This window comes from Holdemanella sp. DFI.5.55 (assembly GCF_020593575.1).
Taxonomy (GTDB): Bacteria; Bacillota_I; Bacilli_A; order Erysipelotrichales; family Erysipelotrichaceae; genus Holdemanella; species Holdemanella hominis.
On the sequence record NZ_JAJDMK010000002.1, the window covers coordinates 1 to 21,515 of the forward strand.

At 59.2% G+C, this 21,515-nt stretch carries 20 protein-coding genes; 16 read left to right on the forward strand and 4 right to left on the reverse strand.

Annotated elements, in window-relative coordinates; genetic code table 11:
* Positions 1 to 234 precede the first annotated feature (234 nt).
* The 4 genes from LJE08_RS00635 to LJE08_RS00650 all read right to left on the reverse strand — a co-directional run bounded on the left by LJE08_RS00635 (position 235) and on the right by LJE08_RS00650 (position 2,358).
* Positions 235 to 1,428, reverse strand: a complete 1,194-nt coding sequence (locus LJE08_RS00635; RefSeq protein WP_227402112.1) for a site-specific integrase — start codon at positions 1,426 to 1,428, stop codon at positions 235 to 237.
* 80 nt (positions 1,429 to 1,508) lie between these two features.
* Positions 1,509 to 1,712 carry an excisionase gene (locus tag LJE08_RS00640; protein ID WP_227402113.1) on the reverse strand — a complete coding sequence of 68 codons (204 nt, stop codon included), beginning with the start codon at positions 1,710 to 1,712 and terminating at the stop codon, positions 1,509 to 1,511.
* A 15-nt stretch (positions 1,713 to 1,727) separates the two neighbouring features.
* Positions 1,728 to 1,937: a helix-turn-helix domain-containing protein gene (locus LJE08_RS00645; RefSeq protein WP_156684572.1), complete on the reverse strand. Its 210-nt coding sequence runs from the start codon at positions 1,935 to 1,937 to the stop codon at positions 1,728 to 1,730.
* Positions 1,924 to 2,358: an RNA polymerase sigma factor gene (locus LJE08_RS00650; RefSeq protein WP_227402114.1), complete on the reverse strand. Its 435-nt coding sequence runs from the start codon at positions 2,356 to 2,358 to the stop codon at positions 1,924 to 1,926. Before LJE08_RS00650 ends, LJE08_RS00645 begins: the two co-directional genes overlap by 14 nt.
* 345 nt (positions 2,359 to 2,703) lie before the next feature.
* Between LJE08_RS00650 and LJE08_RS00655 the strand changes: the two genes are divergently transcribed.
* The 16 genes from LJE08_RS00655 to LJE08_RS00730 all read left to right on the forward strand — a co-directional run bounded on the left by LJE08_RS00655 (position 2,704) and on the right by LJE08_RS00730 (position 21,515).
* The gene (locus LJE08_RS00655) at positions 2,704 to 4,350 is read left to right on the forward strand and encodes a hypothetical protein (RefSeq protein ID WP_227402115.1); all 1,647 of its coding nucleotides are present in this window, start codon (positions 2,704 to 2,706) and stop codon (positions 4,348 to 4,350) included.
* Between the two features lie 13 nt (positions 4,351 to 4,363).
* On the forward strand, positions 4,364 to 4,903 hold the full coding sequence (locus tag LJE08_RS00660; protein WP_227402116.1) for a hypothetical protein: 540 nt from the start codon (positions 4,364 to 4,366) through the stop codon (positions 4,901 to 4,903).
* Between the two features lie 15 nt (positions 4,904 to 4,918).
* A complete protein-coding gene (locus LJE08_RS00665) occupies positions 4,919 to 6,901 on the forward strand; it encodes a VirD4-like conjugal transfer protein, CD1115 family (protein WP_227402117.1) in 1,983 nt (660 codons plus the stop codon).
* A gap of 118 nt (positions 6,902 to 7,019) precedes the next feature.
* Positions 7,020 to 7,223, forward strand: a complete 204-nt coding sequence (locus LJE08_RS00670; protein ID WP_227402118.1) for a hypothetical protein — start codon at positions 7,020 to 7,022, stop codon at positions 7,221 to 7,223.
* A gap of 52 nt (positions 7,224 to 7,275) precedes the next feature.
* The gene (locus tag LJE08_RS00675; protein ID WP_021420613.1) at positions 7,276 to 7,500 is read left to right on the forward strand and encodes a hypothetical protein; all 225 of its coding nucleotides are present in this window, start codon (positions 7,276 to 7,278) and stop codon (positions 7,498 to 7,500) included.
* Positions 7,501 to 7,518: 18 nt separating this feature from the next.
* Positions 7,519 to 7,959 carry a PrgI family protein gene (locus LJE08_RS00680; RefSeq protein ID WP_227402119.1) on the forward strand — a complete coding sequence of 147 codons (441 nt, stop codon included), beginning with the start codon at positions 7,519 to 7,521 and terminating at the stop codon, positions 7,957 to 7,959.
* Positions 7,880 to 10,645 carry a VirB4-like conjugal transfer ATPase, CD1110 family gene (locus LJE08_RS00685; protein WP_227402120.1) on the forward strand — a complete coding sequence of 922 codons (2,766 nt, stop codon included), beginning with the start codon at positions 7,880 to 7,882 and terminating at the stop codon, positions 10,643 to 10,645. The genes LJE08_RS00680 and LJE08_RS00685 overlap by 80 nt, the downstream gene beginning before the upstream one ends.
* A gap of 24 nt (positions 10,646 to 10,669) precedes the next feature.
* Entirely contained in the window at positions 10,670 to 12,520 is a 1,851-nt protein-coding gene (locus tag LJE08_RS00690; RefSeq protein ID WP_227402121.1) for a phage tail tip lysozyme, read from the forward strand.
* A 20-nt stretch (positions 12,521 to 12,540) separates the two neighbouring features.
* Entirely contained in the window at positions 12,541 to 13,395 is an 855-nt protein-coding gene (locus LJE08_RS00695; RefSeq protein WP_227402122.1) for a hypothetical protein, read from the forward strand.
* Positions 13,396 to 13,426: 31 nt separating this feature from the next.
* Positions 13,427 to 14,434 (forward strand): hypothetical protein, encoded by a 1,008-nt coding sequence (locus LJE08_RS00700; protein WP_227402123.1) that lies wholly within the window; start codon positions 13,427 to 13,429, stop codon positions 14,432 to 14,434.
* 113 nt (positions 14,435 to 14,547) lie between these two features.
* A complete protein-coding gene (locus LJE08_RS00705) occupies positions 14,548 to 15,825 on the forward strand; it encodes a hypothetical protein (RefSeq protein WP_227402124.1) in 1,278 nt (425 codons plus the stop codon).
* A 68-nt stretch (positions 15,826 to 15,893) separates the two neighbouring features.
* Positions 15,894 to 17,024 carry a hypothetical protein gene (locus tag LJE08_RS00710; protein ID WP_227402125.1) on the forward strand — a complete coding sequence of 377 codons (1,131 nt, stop codon included), beginning with the start codon at positions 15,894 to 15,896 and terminating at the stop codon, positions 17,022 to 17,024.
* 8 nt (positions 17,025 to 17,032) lie between these two features.
* The gene (locus LJE08_RS00715; protein ID WP_227402126.1) at positions 17,033 to 18,319 is read left to right on the forward strand and encodes a hypothetical protein; all 1,287 of its coding nucleotides are present in this window, start codon (positions 17,033 to 17,035) and stop codon (positions 18,317 to 18,319) included.
* Positions 18,320 to 18,335: 16 nt separating this feature from the next.
* A complete protein-coding gene (locus tag LJE08_RS00720; protein ID WP_227402127.1) occupies positions 18,336 to 19,445 on the forward strand; it encodes a hypothetical protein in 1,110 nt (369 codons plus the stop codon).
* A gap of 16 nt (positions 19,446 to 19,461) precedes the next feature.
* Positions 19,462 to 20,040: a DUF3846 domain-containing protein gene (locus tag LJE08_RS00725; protein ID WP_227402128.1), complete on the forward strand. Its 579-nt coding sequence runs from the start codon at positions 19,462 to 19,464 to the stop codon at positions 20,038 to 20,040.
* Between the two features lie 41 nt (positions 20,041 to 20,081).
* The gene (locus tag LJE08_RS00730; RefSeq protein ID WP_227402129.1) at positions 20,082 to 21,515 is read left to right on the forward strand and encodes a hypothetical protein; all 1,434 of its coding nucleotides are present in this window, start codon (positions 20,082 to 20,084) and stop codon (positions 21,513 to 21,515) included.

A 21,515-nucleotide genomic window follows, 5' to 3' on the forward strand; every position in this document is an offset into this window, starting at 1 on the left:
TTTAAGTTTTCTTAACCTAATACGGAAACCCTACAATAATTTAAAGCCGGTATTTGATGCGAAATCAACGCGACATTTTCCAGCATGTTCCCATAACTTCCCGAAAGCCGGTGATGCCCGATTCCAAGGGCGTTCCCGGCTTTTTTGCCTTTTGGGGCAGTTCCCGTATCTTGGCGAATCCCGGCGCATCTTGATGGCCGTGAGTAGTAAAACGAGTAGTAAAACGCGTTTTTACTACATCGCGACGCGTCGCATCTCCTCCGCAGCCGTGCAGCCGTCCATATGGGCGTAGTACCCGAGCGTCATCTTGATGTCCTTGTGGCCCATGATGTATTGCAGCGCCTTCGGGTTCATGCCCGCTTTCGCCATCTCCGTGCAGAACGTGTGGCGCAGCGTGTGCGGTGTCATGTCCTCGGGAAGCGGCGCTCCCCCGCCCTTCGCGTACTTGCGCCTCAGCCCCCTGAACGCCCGGTCGTAATCGCCGCCGACCCTCGGCAGCCCGTCCCTGTTGAGGAAGATGAAGCCCGTTCGCCCATCGACGCTCAGGGGCTTCCCCTTCGGCCTCGATGCCATGACATGCTCGAACGCGGCCATCACCTCGTCGGTCATGTAGATGTAGCGCCTGCCGCTCTCCGTCTTAGGCTCATCGACCCGGTATCCCCCGCCGACCGCGCGGGCGAGCTGGTGGTCCACGAAAATCACCCTGTTCGTCAGGTCGATGTCCGCCTCGGTCAGCCCGCACATCTCCGATATGCGCAGCCCCGTCCCGAGGAGGATGACCACCTCGTCGATGTACCTGTGGTAGACGGCATCCGACCGCATGAAACCGAGCAGCGCGTCCACCTGTTCCCGACTCAGCGGCTCCCTCTCCGTCACGTCCCTCTTGATGACGGTCGCGAGCTTGAAATCGAACGGGTTCTTGCGTATGCAGTCATCGGCTATCGCCAAGTAGAACGCCGCCTTGAGCGAACGCTTGTGGTTGGAGATGGTGGAGTAGGCGAAGCCCTTGGACTTCATGCGCTGCGCCCATTCCTTCGCGTCGGACGGCTTCACGCCGCCTATCTCCCGCGAGCCTATCGCATCCTCGAAGAGGAGTCGCTTGAGCTGCGCCCTCGACCTCTCCGTCCCCTCGCGCACGTCGAGGCGGCATCTCGTGAACTTCGCGTAGAGCTGGCTGACCGTCATCTTCTTGCCGATGGGGTCTATCCCGTCCTCAAGGTCACGGCGTATCTCGTGCTCCTTCTCGCGCAGCGGCTTGCACGGCCTCTTACCGGCAGGGAGCCTGTCGGTCTCCACCAGCCGCCATGAGTAGACGAACTTCGGTTTTTTGTCCCTGTCGATGTATTTGAAGACGTAGAGTCCGTTGGTCCTCTGGCTCTCGCCGGTGTTCAGTACCCTATTCCTGTTGTCCCGTCTTTTCTGTGACATCCATATATCGCTCCTTCCATATGGAAAGAGCCTTGGTATGCTACTTCTATTATAGCATATCCAAGGCTCTTTTTCATCCTCTAAATCACGTCCGTCGAGTCGATGAACCGCTCGAACGCCTTGCGTTTGACCTGAACGCGATTGCCGTTCATCACCACCCAGTCAGGCGTCGGCAACTCCGAGGCAAGGCGGCGCAGCTTGCCCTCGCCTATGCGGAAGTACCGGGCCGCTTCCTCGATGGTGAGCGTGTACTTCTCCCATACGGGTATGTCCTTCGCGCCCATGCGCCCACCTCCTCATCACGGCTCGAACCGCAGCATCGCGGCGAGCAGCTTTCCTTGGAGCTGCGTCTTTCTCAGGGTATCGACCCCGTACTCGACGCGCCCGGACTCATCGAGGAAGGCGTGCGTGCAGAGCTGGTCCATGTAACCGTCGAAGTAGGCGAGGACCTTCTGCATGGCAACGGGGTCGCCTGAGACCGCCGCGACCATCACCTCATAGCTCATCATCGCCAATCACCTCCTCTAAACGCGTCCTCAGCGCGAGGAGCGCCTTCGAGCGCCTGAATTGGACCGTGGAGCGAGGGCACCCAAGCTCCTCGGCGATGCGCCTGTCCGTCCACTCCGCGAAGTAGTAGAGCAGGACGATGGCTTGGTCGCCTTTGGAGAGGCCATGGATGGCATCGGCGAGAACGGTGTCCATCACCACGACCTCCCGACCGACCACCTCGAACACGACCTCCTCCGATATGAGGTCATCGGGTGAGGCCAGCCTGTTCAGCTCGCTCTCGTGCATGTCGGAGAACACGGTCTCCCATCGCGCCTCCCGCGCCTGCTTGCGAATGATGTCCGTCCTCGCGTTGCGAAGCGTCCTTCTGCAATAGGCGCAGAACATCTTGACTACCGCCAGTTTCTCTTCTTCTGAAATCATCGTGATTCCTCCTTTCCACAAGGAACACGATACGCCGCCGGTCGTTTGCCGGGGAAAAAGGTTCTAAGAAGGAGAGATGTGTAGAAGACGTGAAGATGCTTTACTTTCAGGCACCGTACTGGACTGAAAAAAATGAGCGATGATTACCGTAGATTACCTCTGATGGCGTTAGATGACATCAGATGCACACCATCTGCCCTCTTCCACCTCCCACATTGGCAACCCTCCGCCCCGCCTGCGTGTATGGGATGTGGGGCACCGACGTGGTGCTCGGATATAATGCAGCGAAAGGGGTGTCGGGACATCCGTCCCCCGATGCGTCCACGAGTAGAAAGGAAGAAGACCATGGCGCAAGATTTTGGAGACGACATAGGCGAGATGCTGTTCACAGGATTCAAACGCTCCTTAGAACGCGCGATTTACGACTTCTGGCGCGATTCACGCAACAACAATAGGGATGAGGAGTGGTATAGGAATAAGTTTATGAAGGAGGGCATGAGCGAGGAAGATGCAGAAGCCGCCGCCAAAGACATGGCGGCTCGCAAGCAGGCCTGTGTCCCCTTCGGCGATAAAAACGATGCCGCTTACTTCGCGAAAGTTTGTCAAGAGAACGGCATTCTCGTCTCTGCCCTCACGGATTCCGATGGAAAGGGCTATGTCCGGTTCGCCAAGGACGACGGCGAGCTTGTCGGCAGTTGCATAGGTCGATATGCAGAAGTGTCAACCCTGCTCAAATGTAAGGAAATTAACGACAGATTCGAGAACGCCCCTTCCGTGACGAAGGAAAAATTCAATACCTTAAAGGAAATCAACGACCTCCCAACCTTGCCCACCTTTGATGACTCGAAAGACGTCACGCTCTTTCCCGTTCAAGTCGAACGTGACGGTAGGAACGAACTGTGGACGTTCGCCGAGCAAGACACGAAAGGCTTCGACATCGACGCGCAGGTGAATGTATCAAGTCAGAGCCTTGAACTCATGAAAAAGATGGTTGGTAAGGAGTTGTCAGGCGTCACCATCCGCTCCGTCGGGGAACCGTACCATGTCAAGGCGATGAAGGTTCATGAAGATGCCGCCAAAGAGCAATCCGCCAAGGAAAAATCCGTCATGGGTCGCGACGGGCGGCAAGGCCATGACCTCGCCAACGACCCGTACAACCACACCACCCTCATTCGAGACAAGGTGCTCGCAGCACGTGAGCAGTGCCGCGACTTGGAGGATTTCAAGGCGATACTCGCCGAAAACGGCATAGGTACCCGCCTCAATGATGACGGAGAGTTGCAGTTCTATGAGGGCCGTCAAGGCAAGGACGGCGAAATGCTCAAGTTCGATAAGGACATGGACTGGCCCGTCAATGCAAAGACCCTCGCGGGTGAGAAGTACCAGTGCGATGCCACCCTCGATTGGTTCGAGAAGAACACTCCCAAGGAGCCGAGTGGCATAGACTCGCTCAACCACGCTCATTCGCCCATCCCACCGCAGAAGGACCTGAACCTCATCTGCAACTCCGTGCGCAGCGACCTTGAGGAGCGCGGTATCCAGACACTTGACCGCGCGGACGGCAAGATGGGGTTCGTCGTTGACCAGAAGTACAAGCAAGATGTCATCAAGGCAGTGGAGGCGCGATTCCCCGGTCTCACGCCGGAGGAACTGGGTATCGAGTTCGATGATGGGCGCAACGACCCGCCGAACCCGCCAACTCCCCCGGCAATCGACGGCTCCCTCGACACGGACGGCAGGACCCCCTCGCTCGACCAGAACATCAAATCGCATGATGGCATGGATACCGACACCAAGACGTTGAAGCTGGAACGCGAGCAAAACGGCACTGACATTTCCCCATCCATGGTGCGTGGCCAATCCGACCGGAGCCGGGAGAGCTACAACCTCAAATCCAAGGCCGATGAGAATCGCGCCGCGAGCAAGCAGCTCTCGCAGACCAACGACTCCCCCGACCGCGACATCTCCGACAAGTTCCAGCAAGAGCGCTAGAAGGGAGCCTGATATGACCCACATGAACGAGTATCTGCCGGAGCGCCTTGCGGCGAACCCCTTGCAGGCCATGGAGTCCGACAGCGACATCGAGGCCATCGCCGATGCGGTGATAAGCGCCAGCGTCCTGCGCGATGAGTGCGACGGGGACGCGGCTTTCAAGAACAGCGCGAGGCAGCTCCTCTACGCCTGTCTCGGCTACCTGCGCGATTGGTGCTCATATGAGCAGCGGACGGTCGGAAACCTCAAGGCGCTCCTCGACGCGGCCTGCCCCTCCGCCCCCGGGTCCACTGCCAACGACCTCGGGGACCTGTTCTACGAGATAGAGTCGGGCTGCAAGCGCGTCATCAGCGCGGACGGCATCACCATGAGTTGGGAGCCGACGGCTCTTGAGCGCAACGACGGCACCTGCCCCCGCGACACCAACGGCATCCGACCCGAGGAGGATTTCTGCCTCGGCTGCTACAAGCGCTTCGCGCAGGGCACCGCGCCGACCACCCGCGCCTCCATCGCCGTCTCGCTCTCCCGTGCCCTGCCGGGTCGCGAGGGTTAGGAAGGAGGGTCGCTTATGGCTCAAAGCAAGGGAAACCCTGAAATCAACAAGAAGGTCGCGACCTCGGCTTTGGTGACGCTGTTGGTCTCCGTCGTAGGTTTCTATCTTGGAAATCGCTATTGGGAGGCGGTGGCGTCCCTCGGCGGGCAGTTCTTCGAGCACTGGGGAGATGGCTTCGCCCTCATGTGGCCCCTCATCGCCGATACACCCACCCATCTCGACATGTCCCCCAACGCCATGCTGGCGGGCCTGACCATGTGCATCATCGTATGGCTCTTCTGGCTGCGCTACCTCGCCTTCGTGGGCAACTTCCGCGCCGGTGAGGAGAGCGGTTCGGCACGCTGGGGCACGCTCAAAGAGGGCAAGCAGTTCCGAGACCTCACCACGGAGGACAACAACCTCATCTTCACGCAGAACTTCGGCCTCGCCCTGCACCGCCCCAAGTTCAACCCAGAACTCGACCGCAACCTGAACGTGCTGGTCGTGGGCGGCTCCGGCTCCGGCAAGACGTTCAACTACGTCACCCCGAACATCTGCCAGCTCAACACGAGCTACTTCATCACCGACCCCAAGGGCACGCTCCTCAAGGACGCTGGGTTCCTGTTCACGGACAACGGCTACAAGGTGAAGTCGTTCAACACCATCAACCTCGATGAGTCCATGCACTACAACCCGCTCAAGTACGTGAAGACGGACACCGACATCCTCTCCTTCGTCAACTGCTACATCATGAACACCAACGGCGACGGCAAGGCGGGAGACCCCTTCTGGGAGAACTCGGAGAAGATGCTGTACACCTCGCTTATCGCCCTCTTGCGCGACTGGTTCCCGCCGGAGGACTACAACCTGTCGAACCTGCTGACGCTGCTCTCCATGGCCGAGGCCCGAGAGAACGATGAGAACTTCAAGTCCCCGCTCGACCTGCTGTTCCTCCAAATCGAGGAGGGCAAGCGCTACATCCCGAGCGAAGGCGGTGCCCCCGCGCCGTCGATGGGCGTCTCCGGCCTCTCCCGCAGCTTCGGCACGGGCAACGCGACCGGAGACTCGGATTGGTCGTGGGAGCCGACCAACCTCAAGCGCAACTCCGACGGCGTGCGCCCCGCCGACTGCGGCGGCCTGTCGCCCGATGAGGACTTCGCCCTCATGAACTACAAGAACTTCAAGGTCGCGGCGGGAAAGACCCTCAAGTCCATCATCATCTCCTGCAACGTGCGCCTCGCCCCCATCGCCACCGCCGGTGTGCGCAGCCTGCTCGAATACGATGAGATGGAGCTGGACACCCTCGGCGACCCGGATGCGAAGGTGGCGGTCTTCGGCATCCTCTCGGATACCGACAAGACGCTCTCCTTCCTGTTCGCCATCATGATGTGGCAGTGCATCGACCAGCTCTGCCGCAAGGCGCTCACCGACTACGGCGGCAAGCTGCCGACACCGGTCCATTTCATCTTCGACGAGTTCGCGAACATCGGGACCATCCCGCAGATTGAGGAGACCATCGCCGTCACGCGCTCCCGCAACATCGGCATCACCATCATCCTGCAATCCATGTCCCAGCTCGAATCGAAGTACGACAAGAAGGCGCAGACCATCGTGGACTGCTGCGACTCCACCCTGTTCCTCGGCGGCAAGTCGAACTCCACCAACAAGGAAATCGCGGAGATGATTGGCAAGCAGACCATCAACCAGATGACCTATGGGGAAAGTACAGGGCAGTCAGGCTCGGCATCTAAGAACTTGCAGATACAGGGTCGCGACCTCATCGACGCGGCGGAAATCGGCAAGATGAGCCGCAGGAAGGCCATCCTGCTCATCGCTGGCACCAACCCGCTCATGGACGACAAGTTCGACCCGCACACCCACAAGCGCTACTGCTACATCGTGGACAAGCGCAACCCGAAGCGCCTGCATGACAAGCCATTCGACTTCAAGCGCTACTTGGAGGGCGGATGCGAGCCGTATGACGACCATGATGACGGCGATACCGGCGAGAAGCGGTGATTTTCCGAGCCGCCCTTGCAAACGGTTATAATCTACGTGACTCGGCGGCGCATCCGCTTCCTGCGGTGCGCCGCGCATGCGGCTCACAGGCAAGAAAGGAGAGGACGGTGAAAGGACATTGGAAGAACTCGTCAGGCTCGCCGCGCAGCCCATCGCCTACATTGGCTGCACGGTCATCTTCCTCGGCATCCTTTACCTCGGGATGAATCTGAGGGACGGGGCGCGAGCGGGAGGCGGCGAACTGCGGAAGGCCATCGCCATGATTGCCGCCGGTGCCGCCGTGACCGGGTTCGCAGCCATCTACGGCTTCACGGGCTTCTGAGCCGCGTGGGGACCCACCATCAATCAACCAATCCAGAAAGGAAGTAAATACTATGCTCGATAACGCAGTGAACATGCTCACGCAGGGCGTGACGTTCCTCGGCGGCGTGCTCGTCGTCTTCGGCCTCATCAACCTCGGCATGACCATCAAGGACGGCATGCAGGGCGGTGGCGGCCAGCTCTCCGGTGCCATCGCCATGATTGTCGGCGGTGCCATCGTCGTGGGTGCCGCCATCTACTTCGGCCAGCTCAACACCGGTTGGGCGGGCGGACTCTAGGAAAGGGGCGGTGCCTATATGCTATCCGTAGCGGTACATAAGGACATCGCCGAGTACCAGCCCAAGGTCGTGGGCAAGATGACCGGGCGCACCCTCGCGTCAATCGCGGGGGCGCTCGGTTGCTCCGTCCTCACCGGCCTCTACATCTACTTCGTGTTGGGCTGGAACGTCGGCGACAACATGATGCTCATCTACGCCGTGAGCCTCCCGTTCTGGTGCTGCGGCTTCATCCGCCCGAAGGGGATGCCCTTCGAGCAGTTCGCCGCACTCTGGCTCAAGGCGAACTTCGGCGTGGAGCGCATCTTCTACGTCCCCTCTATGCAACTCAGCGGTCTCATCGGCTCGCCCGATGGGAAGAACGTCAAGAAAGGAAGGGTCTATGGGAAACACTATCGAAAGCAATGCAGCCTCAAGGGAATCGAAGCCTACTCCCCCCGTGCCGGACGTGTCATCGACTGACACCGAGGCGAACTTCGACATCGAGCAGTTCGTCCACACCTCCGGTGAGGGGTTCGGCAACGACCGCCCCATGGATGCCGATAACGGCTCGGTCGATGTGGCGGCACTCGGCTCCGTCGCCGGTACCCCCACCGTGGCTGGCAAGAAGATGTCCCGCAAGGAGAAGAAGCAGGCCAAACGGGAGGTCGCACGCCTCAAGAAGGAGGCGAAGCTGGCCGAGAAGAAGGCCCGCAAGAGCTACACGTCCGTGAAGTCCCAGCTCAAGGACCGCGACAAGGAACTCACCTCGAAGACGGCGGACGCACGCCGCAAACGCGAGGGCGCGAAGGACGTGGTGAGCTACATCGGCTACAACCGCATGTACCAAGACGGCATCTGCGAGGTCGAGGAGGGCCTGTTCTCCTCCTCCATCTCCTTCGGCGACACCAGCTACCACTCCGTGCGCGACGAGCAGCAGAAATCCATGTTCTCCGCGCTCACGCGCCTGTACGACCAGTTCGGCGCGAACACGCTGGTCCAGATGAGCGTCATCAACACGCCGCTGCTCAAGGAGGAGGTCGGCAACCGCAAGTTCTTCGACGTTTCCCGTCAGGGAAACGACGCCGCCCGCAACGACGCGCAGGTGTTCAACGACATCCTGAACGACAAGGTGCGCGAGGGCGTGTCCAACATTCGCCGCAACCGCTACCTGACCTATTCGGTCACCGCCGAGACGGCGGACGACGCGGCACGCCAGCTCTCCCGCATCGAGACGGAATCCTGCCGCATCTTCAACTCCATGGGGTCGAAGGCCAACCTGATGAACGGCACCCAGCGGTTGTCGGTCATCCATTCGCTCCTGAACCCCTACAAGCCGTTCTACTTCGACTACCAGAAGGACATCTCCGCCAAGCGCGTGCAGACCACCAAGGACTGCATCGCCCCGACGCAGATTGACTGGCGACCGGACGGCATGTTCAACGACTGCTTCAAGCTGGATAACGGCGTGTACGGTCAAGTCCTCGTGATGAAGAAGTTCGGCTCCGAGCTTTCCGACCGGGCACTTGCCGACATCGTTGACCTGCCGCTCCCCATGGCGGTCACGTGGTTCGTGCAGCCCATGGACAAGTCCAAGGCCATCAACTTCGTCCGCACTCGAAGCGCATGGATTGACAAGGAGATTATCGAGGAGCAGCGCAGCGCCGTGAACAAGGGCTACGACTTCTCCATCCTGCCGCAGGAGCTTAAATACTCCAAGGAGGAGACGGAAGACGTTCTCGACCACTTGCAGAACAAGAACCAGCGCCTCTACGTCTTCACCGGCCTTATCTACACCTACGCGGAGAGCAAACAGCAGCTCGACGCTCAGGTCATGCGCATCATCTCCACCGCGCGGCAAAACTCCATCGAGGTGGACACCTACGACTACCGACAGCGCCGGGGCCTCAACTCCGTGCTGCCCCTCGGCCACAACCATGTCGAAATCAGCCGCATGTTCACCACTGCGCAGGTCGCCATCCTCGTGCCCTTCGCGACGCAGGAGCTTGACGATGCCGGTGGAAACTACTACGGCCAGAACAAGCACTCCCGCAACCTCGTCATGTGCAACCGCAAGAAGCTGACCAGCCCCATGGGCTTCGTCTGCGGCAAGACGGGTTCTGGCAAGGGGATGTTCACCAAGACCGAGATGACGGGCACCATCTTCTCCAACCCCACGGATGAGATTTACGTCATCGACCGCGCCGGTGAGTACACGGCCATCGCCGAGCGCTACGGCGGCACCACCTACCACTTCGGCGTGGGCACGAATACGTTCCTGAACCCCTTCGACACGGTGTCCGTTGAGCACATGCCCCGCACCGAGCAGATAGCGTTCAAAATCGACGCGATGCTGGCGCAGGCGGGTGCTTCCGCCGCCGAGTCCGGGCAGTCCCTCTCCGAGGTGGACCAGTCCATCATCCAGCGCTGCGTGGAGCTTGCGTTCCAGCGGGCCGAGGAGCGCGGGGACGGGCTTCCCCCGACCTTGCAGGACTTCTACGACATCGCCCTTGAGCAGCCCGAGCATCAGGCGCAGACCATCGCCCTTCGCTACGAGCGCTTCGTCAAGGGTTCCATGGACTTCTTCAACCGCCAGTCCAACGTGGACTTCAACACCCGCATCGTGGACTTCAACTTGAAGGACCTGCCGGACTCCATGCTGGTCTTCGCCCTCATCAACGTCTGCGAGGCCGTGCGAAACCGCATGTACTTCAACGCGAAGCGCAACGTCCGTACATGGCTCTACGTCGAGGAGATGCAGTCGCTCTTCGCCTATCCGACGGTGCTCAACTACTTCTCGCGCTTCTCCAACGAGGGGCGTAAGTTCGGCCTGCTGCTGACTGGCATCACCCAGAACGCGGTGGCGATGCTCAACAACGAGGCGGCTCAGAACATCGTACTCAACGCCGACTTCATCATGCTCCTCAAGCAGTCCCCGCTCGACCGTATGCGCTGGGTGGAACTGCTGAACCTCTCCGAGCAGGAGGAGGAATGCATTGACGAATCCGCCGAGGCGGGCGACGGCCTGCTCATCGCGGGCAACGCGCGAGTCCCGATTCGCGGCAAGTTCCCGTCGGGCAACGTGCTCTACGACCTGTTCAGCACTAACCCCAACGAGACCAAGGAACTGAATATCGGTTCCAAGAAGAAGGACGGCAAGGTCATCTAAGCCGGGAAAGGACGGTGAACGTCAATGAAGCCATCTGATTTCGTATCGACATCCGGCCAGAAGCAGGACATGTCGCAATCCGTTTTGCAGACGGAGCTGACGGATGCCGTCAACTCCGGCATCGTGGGACGCGCTGACAAGAGCGAGAAATCGTTGAAGAGTCCGCTCTACTCGGTCGGTAAACGCTCCTCGACGGGCGGTGCCGCCAGCGCCGCCCTCGCCGCCGTCACCAACGGCAGAAAAGGCGAAAAGACCGGCTCCGCAGATGGCGGGGCATCCCCAAAAAGCAAAGCCGGAAAGGCCGGTGCCGCCGCATTGGCTAATAGAGCCATTCACGGCGTTCTAAAAGATTCGGAACTCGAAGATGTCGATGACGCCTACCACGCCGTAAAAGGGGCCAGCCGCGCGGCACGGGCCATCGGAAGACGCCTGAGCGGTGGCGAATCTCCCAAACTGAGAGATTCCCTGAAATCGGCTGGTAAGGTCGCTGGTAGAGGAGCGGTGAACAGCGCTCTAGAAGGTTCAGAACTTGAAGGAATAGATACCTTCTATGATGCTGGTAAGACCGCATATCACGCCGTTCGAGGCGCAAAAAAGCGTTTGAGAGGCAACGATGCCCTTTCGTCCGATAAGACTCTGGGTAAGCTCTCGGAGAAGAAATCAGCGAAAAAAAACACAAGCATAGTCGAATCTAAACGTAAAGCGCAAGCGACTGGTTATTTCAAGCGAACCGTGTACTCGTCCGCCGCGAAAGCAAGAACAGCCGCATCGACCGCGAAGAGCGGAGCATCCGTCATCAGGGGAGCAGTCCAAGGGCTGATGGCACCATTCTGCGCAATCGCAGCGCCAATACTCGGATTCATCATGGTCTTCGTCTTGGCATTCGTTCTAATCACCTCTGCAATCTCTGGTGACGATGAGAATAACAACAGCTTCGGAACTCTAAGCGGCGTGCAATTGGAGGTCGCCCAAGCTCTTTCCGATGCGGGTTTTGGAAATGTCCAAATAGCAGCCATCATGGGCAACATCTCGGGCGAATCGTCTGATTGGAATCCAACCTCCGAGTACCATGGGGAAAATGGCGAATACGGATTCGGCTTATTCCAATTCACCGACGCCCCATCGCAGGGCGTCTACAATTACACCGACTTCGCGAATTGGTGCTCAGCCAACGGTAAAGACAAGAACACCGCCGGTGCCCAAACCGAATACCTCATAAGAGGGCTTTCCTCCTCTTGGAGAACCGGCCTCCACTACTCCGGTTATTATTACGCCGCCGCGCCGCAATATAACGGGATGGATGCAAGCTATGATGCTTGGCTGAATACGAACGACGTCGGTTTCGCCACATACTGCTTCATGGCGTGCTATGAACGACCCGCAGCATGGGCCGCGAAGACATCATTTCCGAACAAGCGCCTGCCCGCCGCCCAATCGTTCTATGAACAGCTCACCAGCGGTGGTGGACAGGATTACAACGCCTCTGATGCCACCCAGAAGGCCATCGTGGATGCTGCCAAGCGCACCCCGTCTCCCGGTGCAGGTTACTGCGCCGCATGGGTATCGAACGTCTACGAGAACGCAGGACTTCCCCGCCCCGGTGGGAATGCCTGTTGCCAATACCTGAGCTTCTGCACCAGCACCGACCGCAGCCAACTGAAAGTCGGCATGGTCATCGGCGTCCAGCGTTCCCCGACCAGCAATAGCAACTGGTGCGGCGGGCATCTCGGGTACGGGCATGTCGGAATCTACATAGGAGACGGCAAGGTCATGGAGAACGTCGGCCACATCGCGACCACCGACTTGGATAGTTGGATTGCCTATAACGGCCAGCTCAGCCAGCCCCGATGGGGTTTCCCACCGGGTGTCCACTAACAGCAGAAAGGATGACGCATATGGATAAGATTAAGGCAATTATCTCGCAACATAAGAAGGCCTCTCTTCTCGCCCTGTTCGCCCTCATCATCTTCATCGGGTTCTCCGCCACGAGCGCCATCGACGTGGCTCATCGGCGAGCCGCCGAGGAGTCGGCGAAGACGGAATCCATCGAGAAGCAGGACTCATCTGATGATGGGGATGATGCCGAGAAGAAAGTAGAGCTTTCATCTTCTCAAAAGAAACTCATCGACGGATACGACGATGATACGAAGAAACTCATCGAGACATTGAGTGCCAGCGTGTTCTCCGCCAACAATGGCAGGAACACGCTCCGCTTCCATGGCGATTATTACATGGAGACGGTGAATGGCAAGGAGGAGCAACACCCCTATGCCATCTCAGCCGTCGAGTTCGGCAGCAACGGTTCGGACAGCGAAATCGACCGCATCGTGTTCGAGACGGACACTGGGACCCACATCGCGACCTTCACACTCGTTATCAGCGCGGACAATGCGGCTGCTGGTGAATGCACCATCGCCTCCACTTCCATGTTCGCCCTCACGGACATGCCATATGAACGCAAAGACGTTGTGAGGGAAATCAACGTCACCGGCCTCAACAGCGAAATCACGGAACTCCTCGGCGACACCGCCGAGATGAAAAAAGAGTTGAGCGACTGGTGCTCCATCCATTATCCAGTAGCCACCACGGCAACTTGGATTGGGACTTGCAACATCGACTACGACAAAGGCATCGTTTCAACCGCTTTCACCATCGGCGATGGCAAATCGGATACTGCGACCGGTAATACCGGTGCATCTGTATCCGTCAGCTATGACCGCTCTGAAAAGTCTTACAGCTTCTCGATGTAATCGCATCGTCCATGCGGAAAGGTAAAGTGATATGAATGAAAAACCATTGACATTGAAGGGCAAGAGCCGCAATCTGCATCGCCTTCTCAAGGTTCTTGCTATCATGCCGATTGCATCCCTTCTCTTCATGGCGACTCCTGTCGTCGCACATGCCAACGTCTTCGGCGACCTCTTCGATTTGAACGGTTGGATTTGCGGAGTCCTGCTCGGTTGGTCCAAGGGACTTTTCGAAGGGTATAGCAATTTCATCTCCGCCCTCGGAGACTCGACTGGAATCACGGGAAACTTCGATAACCTTTTCAGCTCTACCGAAATTTGGGGATTCGTCAAAGATGTTCACCAGACGGTGGTCATTCCCTTGGCCGAAAGCATCCTCGCTCTCTTCATGCTCGTCCAACTCGTCAAGGTAAGCCAGCGCATCGACGCAACCAGCACCCTGCCTGCGGTGAAGGACATCGTGTTCCTCGCGGTCACATACGTTCTCTTCCATTGGCTCATCATCAACTCGCTCGATATAATCACCGCCATCTTCAACGAGTTCAATACGATAGCCAAGGAGTTCGTCCCCACGGCGACGAATCCCAAGCCCTTTGAGGACATCGGTGAAATCAAGGGGGAGGATATGGGAGGATGTTTCATCCTTCTGCTCTGCGGGGCAATCTGCTGGCTCACGGGTCTTGCCGCGACCATCGTGTCTACTGTGGTCGTGCTCGCCCGCGCCGTGCAGCTTTACGCAATGGCCGCGTTCTCCCCAATTCCCCTATCCTTGCTAGGATTCGATGAGACGCGGCAGATGGGCATCGGCTTCCTCAAGAACTTTTGTGCCGCCGCACTCGCCGGCGCAGTCATGCTGTTCTTGATTTCGGCTTACCCATACATGGTGACTGCCGCCTCTTTAAGCACATCTAATTTGAGTTCAATCGCCGCCGGTGGTTATGATGGCGTAGCGGTGATTGTCGATTGGATTGCACTGGGCTTCCTGCTCATCTATGCGCTCTTCAAGTGTGGTGGATGGGCCAAGGAGATTTTGGGAGGCTAACCACCCACCGAAAAGACATCGCCATTCACCGAAAAGGGACGGCCCATCGGGTCGTCCCTTCCACTTAATAATATATTATTGGGCAATCGCAAAAGCCTTGGAAAGGAGCCGCCATGCCAAACTACAACGAAGCTCAGGTGGTCGCAGACCTCATCTCCCAATTCGACTTCAATATCATCAACGAGGGTCCGGGTGACTTCTCGACCCAGCACCGCAAGTACACCTGCGAGTTCAGCAAACCCGGCATCGAGTCCTTCACCACCACGTACCAGTCCAACCCCGATGTCCACGGCCAGCCGACCGCGACGGACGTGTTCGCCGCGCTGGCGAGCGACGCGCTCGCGGTCGATGGCTTACTCGTAGATACCTTCGCCGACGAACTCGGTTTCGAGAAGCCGTCTCAGGCCATCCGCGCCTACGAGTCCTGCCATAAGACCCTTGACTGGCTCAAAAACGACCTGCAACTTATGACCTCTGAAATCTCCGACATCGCGGAGACCCTTGACAACGAGCTTGGTGAGGTCAAGGAGCAGGTCGAGCGCGTGCAGGAGGAACGCAAGGCAAAGCATGAGTTCGAGCACCCGCCGGTCCCCGAGGGCTTCACCTCCATCGAGGACTTGCAGGCGAGCTTCGACCTCGGCGAGTACGGCGACCAAATCACGGATTACACCGGCAACATTGGCGACGCTTTCGGCGAAATTGCCGATTCCAACGTAGACCTCTATAACTATGACCTGCTCAAGTGGCTTCCCGACAACTACGAGTGGCTTGAGGAGGCAGATGCCCAAGGCCTGTTGGAGGGCTGCAAGGGCGACCTCATGAGAATGACCAAGATGGCCCAATACGAGTGCTTCACGCAAGACATGTACAACCATCAGGAGGACATCGCCAAGTACGCCGCGCTCGACGGCCTCAAGGAGGCTGGCGTGTACGCGCTCGCGGATGAGGTCTATGACGACGTGTTCGACGGCGGCACCATCGACTTCGATGACAACAACATGGACATCGAGGACTTCGCCACCAAGGCCGAGACCGCGATTCAGGATGCCATGGACGCGCCGCTCTACGATGCCCTCGGTTCAAACGATGAGATTCTTGAAGATGGTGAGCTGAGCGGCGACTTCGAGGCAATCAAGGAATCTGGTTACGATTTCCCGAATCCCTGCGCCATGAGCGTCGAGGCGGTGCGCACGGTGAATGAGAAGGGCTACGAGGCTGCGTTCAACGAGTTCTGGCGTGAGTTCATGCCCGAGAAGGGCGATGATGCGCCAACCCTCTCCGAAACCGCCAAAGAGACCCGCGACGCGTCGGGCAAGCTCGAACAGGAGGGTCATGATGACCAGATGTCCGAGCGCGAGGATGAGCGCGGTAACGGGGATACCGAGCATTAGATAAGACGATGACCGGACGGCGCGGGTTCATCCCGCCCGCCCTTTTCACATGAAGGAGGCGATGAGACATGGCACAGGAAGACCGCGAGGCCTATATCGCATGGCTGCGCGATGAGGTCGGATGGCACTGCAACAGCCGTGGGTGCTACGAGGCCTTTTGGGATTACGACGATTCCGTGACCCCCGACCAGATGGCCGAGGCTTGCGCGAACTACGAGGAGGCGGGCTTCGCAAGCCCGCTCAACTACCTCGATGAGTCCATCATGGAGAAACCCGGCTTCATCGAGGCCTTGGAAAACGAGCTGATTTCGGCGATAACCAGAGATGCGGCGACCGCTCCCGATGGCGTTGGCGAGCAGTGGGTCGAATCCGGGGACATCTGGGGCGACCTCGAATCCGCAGGGTACGAGGGCATCGACGCGAACGTCGAAGACCTGCTCTCCAACTCCTCCTTCAACGTCAACGTCTTCTTCGCCACCGAGGCGGAGGAGAACTTCGACATGGGCAGCATCGTCCACGCATTCGGCAACGACTACCGCGAACCCCGCCTTGAGGACGTGGATGCCGAGGACTTGGACAACGCACTCTCCTATCTCGTGAACCAGCAGGGCCACAGCATCGCGGAGGTGTACGGGAATGGCGATAACGCCTTCATCTGCTCCGTCCGCGAGGAGATAGATGAGAACAGCAGCGAGGCGATGAGCGAGCTTTGTGCCCTCGTGCGCATGGACGGCCAGCAGATGCTCGACTTCATTGAGAAGCAGCACGAGGCAACAGACAGCCTCGTGCTGCCGAAAGATTATGCGACCATGGGCATCTTCAACCAGTGGTCGGGTTGCGGCGGCATGCTCGACATCCAGCTCGAAAAGGACGCGGTGCTGCCGCTCTCCATGGTGCGTGAGTTCCAGATAGAGGGAGTTAGAGGCGACACGAACCTATGGGGTGGCTACACCGTCGATGAGGTCTACGGCCTCGTCGGGTCGGCGTGGATGCCCGTTCACTACCGTGAGGGCACCGAGACCGGCGTGAAGGAGGATTACAGCCTCGCTCTTGACAAGGCTCGCGGCGCAGACGCAAGCGAGGCACATGGGAGTGATGAACCCGTGAGCTTGAAAGCCGCTGCGAGGGAGTCCCGCGAGGCGTCGGCTGCCTTGGCCGATAACGACGCACATGAGAACATCGGGCAGGATGCCCGCTAGGAAGGAGCATGGATATGGATAAGACGCCGAAAGAGCGCATCGTCTTCGATGAGGGCGTGTATTACGGCAACGAGGGCAGCGAGATTTCCATCGAGGACATCACGAGCCGCGAAGGCATCACCGTGGAAGAGGTTCTTGATAGCTATACCGAGGAGGAGATATTCGAGAACGCGATGGACATGATGGACATCGACCGCTCCGAGGAACTTGCCGGATTGAAGGCGTTCCTAGATGGCTCCGATAACCCGCTGTCCTCCTACGATAACCCGCTCGGCGGTAACCGCATCATCGCGCGAGGCTCCATCGGTCGCTGGGATGGCACGCGCCATGGTCTGACCGTGTACAGGGACTTCGATGACATGATGAGCGGCCCCGATTCCGTTTTCAAGGATTGTGAAATCGGCAAGGTCTGGGATGAGAACGGCGGCCTGTTCATCCACGGTTACCATCACGACGGCGGGGTCGATGTCGAGGTCCGCCAGCTCACCGATGCCGGTGAGGAGGCACTGGATGTCATCGAGGACGCGTGGTACGGCGAGCCGTTCACCAGCGGCGGGAAGGAGTACGACGGCTCCCCCGAGTCAGTGGACACCGCCATGCGCGACCTGTGGGAGGACCCCGACCTGTGCCCTACCCCGCGCTACATGGAGCTTGCGTTCGGATGCCCTGCCGAGGAGTACGAGGCACCGGCCATCGACCCGCTTCTCGAAGCAGCAGAGTTCACGCCATCCGCCATCATGAGCGCCGAGGTCGCTCCGGGCGCTGTAACTGCGACCGTGCATGATGTCTCAGGTGTCCCCTATGAAGTCCCCGCAGATGTCCTCAACGGGTTGAAGGACGCTGTGCGCATCTCGGACCGCGCCGCAACCATCGAACCCTCCGCGTCCCTCACCATCGCCGGATGGAATCAAAAGCTCGATGATTCCCTCTGGGCGCTCGACTTCGAGGATAGGAACGGGGTCCCGCCGCAGCTCTCCGATTGGCTCGCGCGGGACGCCGAAGGCGAGAAGGGCAATGAGAGCGCCAAGACCAGCCCGGTTAGTCTGAAAACCGCCGCCAAGGAGGCCCGTGCGGTTTCCACCAAGCTCTCCGAGAATAACGGCGGCACTGATGACCATGACGGCAAGGATGACCTCCAACTCCACATGATTCCCTCCGAGATGCACATCCCCTCTCAAAACGACCACCATCGCGCCCCCTCCCTCTCCGATATAGCAGCCGAGACCCGCGCGGCTTCGGCTGCCATGGAAACGAACATCGCATCTCGCATCGACCGCGAGCGCGACGCCCGCTAGGAAGGAGGACTGCGATATGGATTTCTACGATGCGACCGCGCTCATGCGTCTGGTTCAGGCGGTCGAGAACGACCCCTATGTATCGAGTGGGGCCGGTGAAGCCCTCGCGGACAAGGTGCGCGAGTTCATCGAGGATGAGGCGGAATTGGGCGGCTGGTACACCGAACTGATGAATGCCATCGGCGAGGGTGAAATCACCGACCCTCTTGCCGATTTCACAGTGGGACGCTTCCGCGTTCATCTCGTTCAGGAGGGCGAGCGCTACGGGGCGGGCGGTGGCTTCGTGTACGGCAAGGCCCTGTCGAACGGCAGCTTCGGCATCCCAATCAACGACTGCCAGCTCTACGGCCACGGTCTCCCTCTGGTGGAGTTCTACGACGTGTCGCAGGACCCCGCAAAGTTCCCCGAGGGCCAGTTCGTCACCCGCTACTACATGTCCACCCTGCTCGGCATGGACTCCATCGGCGATAGCATCGGAGAGATGTCGGCACTCGGCCTCGATGGCGGTGTGCCGAATTGGACCATCAGGGGCGATGACTTGCAGGAGGTCTATGCGCACCTCTGCGCCGCACGCGAGCAACTTGAATCTTACACCGAGTGCGGGACTTATAAGGATTACGGCTTCGGATTCCATGCGAAAGAGGGGTCGATGTCGAGTTACGTCATCGGTGAGCCAGTCGAGGAAGGATGGTGGGTGCTCGTCGGCAACTATGACCTCACAGACAGTGACTCCGACTACTACATCTCCGATGACCTACTAAATGAACTGCTCTCCCGTCACGGATACCCCTCGATGGATGCGCTCAAGGAATCCCAAGCCGATATGTGGCGCAACGAGCTTACTGCCATCATCGCCGAGGCGCAGGAAGACAGCCGCTTCGAGGTCCCGTTCCACCTCAGCTCCGATGAATCCATGCTACGCCACATCGTCAAGCGCATGGGTGTGCCGGAGGAAGCCGCACGCACGGCGGTGGCGAATGCCCGCGCTATGTACGAGAAGGACGCTCCACGCCGAGAACCAGAGAAGGTCGTGACGCTTAAGGGCGAAGTGGATAAGGCCCGCCGCGCCTCCGCGAAGCTGGCGGATAACGGAAACCATTCAAATCGCGGGCAGGACGCCCGCTAGGAAGGAGGATTGCGACATGAAGGGTATGCTCATCCCGACAAACGGAAACCCGGTCGAAATCGACATCGAGGTCGATGAGACGGGTTCCACGTTACACGACCTGCAACGCCTCGTCGGCGGGAACATCGAGCCGTTCGATGTCATCTTCGGCGAGGGCATCAGCCTCTACGTCAATGAGGAGGGCCTGTTCACCTGCCCGCCCAACCGCGCGGTGTACGCGACGAAGGGCATGGAAGAGGCCGGGTACCTCTCCATGATGGATTACAGTTCACCGGTCAAGGAGGGAGAACTGTACTCCATCCTCTGCGGCGACCTCGTGGCCGTCGGGTTCGACTTCGAGACCGGAGAGAATCGCGACCTCTCAGCCGATGAGATGTCCCGCGTAGCCGACTACTTCACCGAGGTCAGCAAACCCGGCAGCGGCATCGAGGAGGTCATCGCAATCCGCATGGGACAGCGCCGCGAGGAAGCCCGCTCGGAGGATGGCCGCGTCACCCTCAAGGGGGAGGCTCAGGCATCGCGTGCCGCCTCCGAGAAACTGGCCGAGGGACGCGACACCGGCTCACCGGCACGAGAAGACCCCTCCATCGTGTAGGTATATAGAAGACCATCATGGTAGAAAGGTAGGAAAACACCATGGCATACGACAAGAACATCCCCACCGTACTGCAACTGCTACGCACCGGCGACATCGACGGCACGACCATCGCACGTTACTCCATCGACGGAGATTACTCCCCCCGCTACTTCATCTTCGATGCCCTCGACGACATCGACACCATGGACATCGAAGCGGCCATCGAAGAGACGATGCACGCCATCCTCGATAACGGCGGCACGCCCGACGACCTGTACTCCACCATGGGCCTCGTTCTGGAATCGGACATCGACCCCGACACAATCGAATCCGGCGAGTACACGCCAATCGACCTAGGCTACTGCCTTCCCGGCCAGCTGACCTCCATCGAGGAGCTGTCCGCCAGCGAAATAGACATCCAGCAGGCCTTCGACGCCAAGCATATCGAGAACATCCAGACGGCGTTCTGGAACGTCGCAACCGGGAACCGACTGCCCGTCACGAGGCTGATGGCATCGCACGACTTCACGGAATGGCAGGCGTTCGAGGTGTGCAAGGCCGCCGACATGAATCCTGCCATACTCTCCCCCGCCGCCCTCGACCTCATCGCGAACGAGAACCTTAACCATGCCCAGATGCGCGAGCTGCGGCATATCGCCGTGCATACCGATTTCGCCGACCACGACGCAAGCCCCTATAAAAAGGACGTCTTCAAGACGCTCTCGAACGGTGAGTACACCGCCGAACATCTACATCAGGCCCGTGAGCTTATGAAAACCACCGCCATCCATGACATCGCGTTCCCTCGCGACTGGCTGAAACTCGACTCACGCCAGATGGAGGTCGTGCGTCACGCCCTCAAGTCCGATGTCCCCATGGACGCTTTGGAGGAATACGCGGACGGCACTTACACCGCCGACCACATGAACGTCATCACCATGGCGCTCACCGAAGGCATGGAAAAGCCGGGAATCGAGCGCCTGATGAACCATGACCTCTCCATGGAGCAGGTCTGGGGCTTCTATTCGGCCATCTCGGGTGGTCGCTTCACGAGCGAGCAGCTTGACGTGCTGTGCGACCCGACCAAGCCCGCCGAAGTCATGAACGCCATGCGCACCGGCATGACCTATGGACTGGATACCCAGACGGTGACGCGCTTCGCCGACGGCACCTTCAAACCCGGCCAGATGGAGACCATCTATCATGCCGCAGCCGACAAGAAGTGGGTCACAGATGAGATTCTTGATGTCATCGCCGACCCGCGTTACAGCGCGAACCAGATTGGCGCTCTTCATATCAGCGCCGCTCAGGGCGCGACCCTCGACGAAATCAAGCGCGAGAAGGAGGTCATGGGCATGTCCATGAACCTCAAGGACGATGCCGCGAAGTCCGGTTCCGTCCACGAGGCAGCCAAGGAGTCCCGCGAGGCTTCCGCCCAGCTTGGCTCCGAGAGCCACAGCGCTAAGGCCGTCGAGCGCGAGGAGTTGGAGTAG

Bases quoted from the DNA above. Each gene is read 5' to 3' on its own strand.
- LJE08_RS00680 (WP_227402119.1), top strand. From the start codon at position 7,519: ATGCTATCCGTAGCGGTACATAAGGACATCGCCGAGTACCAGCCCAAG.
- LJE08_RS00710 (WP_227402125.1), top strand. From the start codon at position 15,894: ATGGCACAGGAAGACCGCGAGGCCTATATCGCATGGCTGCGCGATGAG.
- LJE08_RS00705 (WP_227402124.1), top strand. From the start codon at position 14,548: ATGCCAAACTACAACGAAGCTCAGGTGGTCGCAGACCTCATCTCCCAA.
- LJE08_RS00645 (WP_156684572.1), bottom strand. From the start codon at position 1,937: ATGATGAGCTATGAGGTGATGGTCGCGGCGGTCTCAGGCGACCCCGTT.
- LJE08_RS00650 (WP_227402114.1), bottom strand. From the start codon at position 2,358: ATGATTTCAGAAGAAGAGAAACTGGCGGTAGTCAAGATGTTCTGCGCC.
- LJE08_RS00660 (WP_227402116.1), top strand. From the start codon at position 4,364: ATGACCCACATGAACGAGTATCTGCCGGAGCGCCTTGCGGCGAACCCC.
- LJE08_RS00730 (WP_227402129.1), top strand. From the start codon at position 20,082: ATGGCATACGACAAGAACATCCCCACCGTACTGCAACTGCTACGCACC.
- LJE08_RS00715 (WP_227402126.1), top strand. From the start codon at position 17,033: ATGGATATGGATAAGACGCCGAAAGAGCGCATCGTCTTCGATGAGGGC.
- LJE08_RS00655 (WP_227402115.1), top strand. From the start codon at position 2,704: ATGGCGCAAGATTTTGGAGACGACATAGGCGAGATGCTGTTCACAGGA.
- LJE08_RS00725 (WP_227402128.1), top strand. From the start codon at position 19,462: ATGAAGGGTATGCTCATCCCGACAAACGGAAACCCGGTCGAAATCGAC.
- LJE08_RS00700 (WP_227402123.1), top strand. From the start codon at position 13,427: ATGAATGAAAAACCATTGACATTGAAGGGCAAGAGCCGCAATCTGCAT.
- LJE08_RS00640 (WP_227402113.1), bottom strand. From the start codon at position 1,712: ATGGGCGCGAAGGACATACCCGTATGGGAGAAGTACACGCTCACCATC.
- LJE08_RS00690 (WP_227402121.1), top strand. From the start codon at position 10,670: ATGAAGCCATCTGATTTCGTATCGACATCCGGCCAGAAGCAGGACATG.
- LJE08_RS00635 (WP_227402112.1), bottom strand. From the start codon at position 1,428: ATGTCACAGAAAAGACGGGACAACAGGAATAGGGTACTGAACACCGGC.
- LJE08_RS00720 (WP_227402127.1), top strand. From the start codon at position 18,336: ATGGATTTCTACGATGCGACCGCGCTCATGCGTCTGGTTCAGGCGGTC.
- LJE08_RS00685 (WP_227402120.1), top strand. From the start codon at position 7,880: ATGGGAAACACTATCGAAAGCAATGCAGCCTCAAGGGAATCGAAGCCT.
- LJE08_RS00695 (WP_227402122.1), top strand. From the start codon at position 12,541: ATGGATAAGATTAAGGCAATTATCTCGCAACATAAGAAGGCCTCTCTT.
- LJE08_RS00675 (WP_021420613.1), top strand. From the start codon at position 7,276: ATGCTCGATAACGCAGTGAACATGCTCACGCAGGGCGTGACGTTCCTC.
- LJE08_RS00665 (WP_227402117.1), top strand. From the start codon at position 4,919: ATGGCTCAAAGCAAGGGAAACCCTGAAATCAACAAGAAGGTCGCGACC.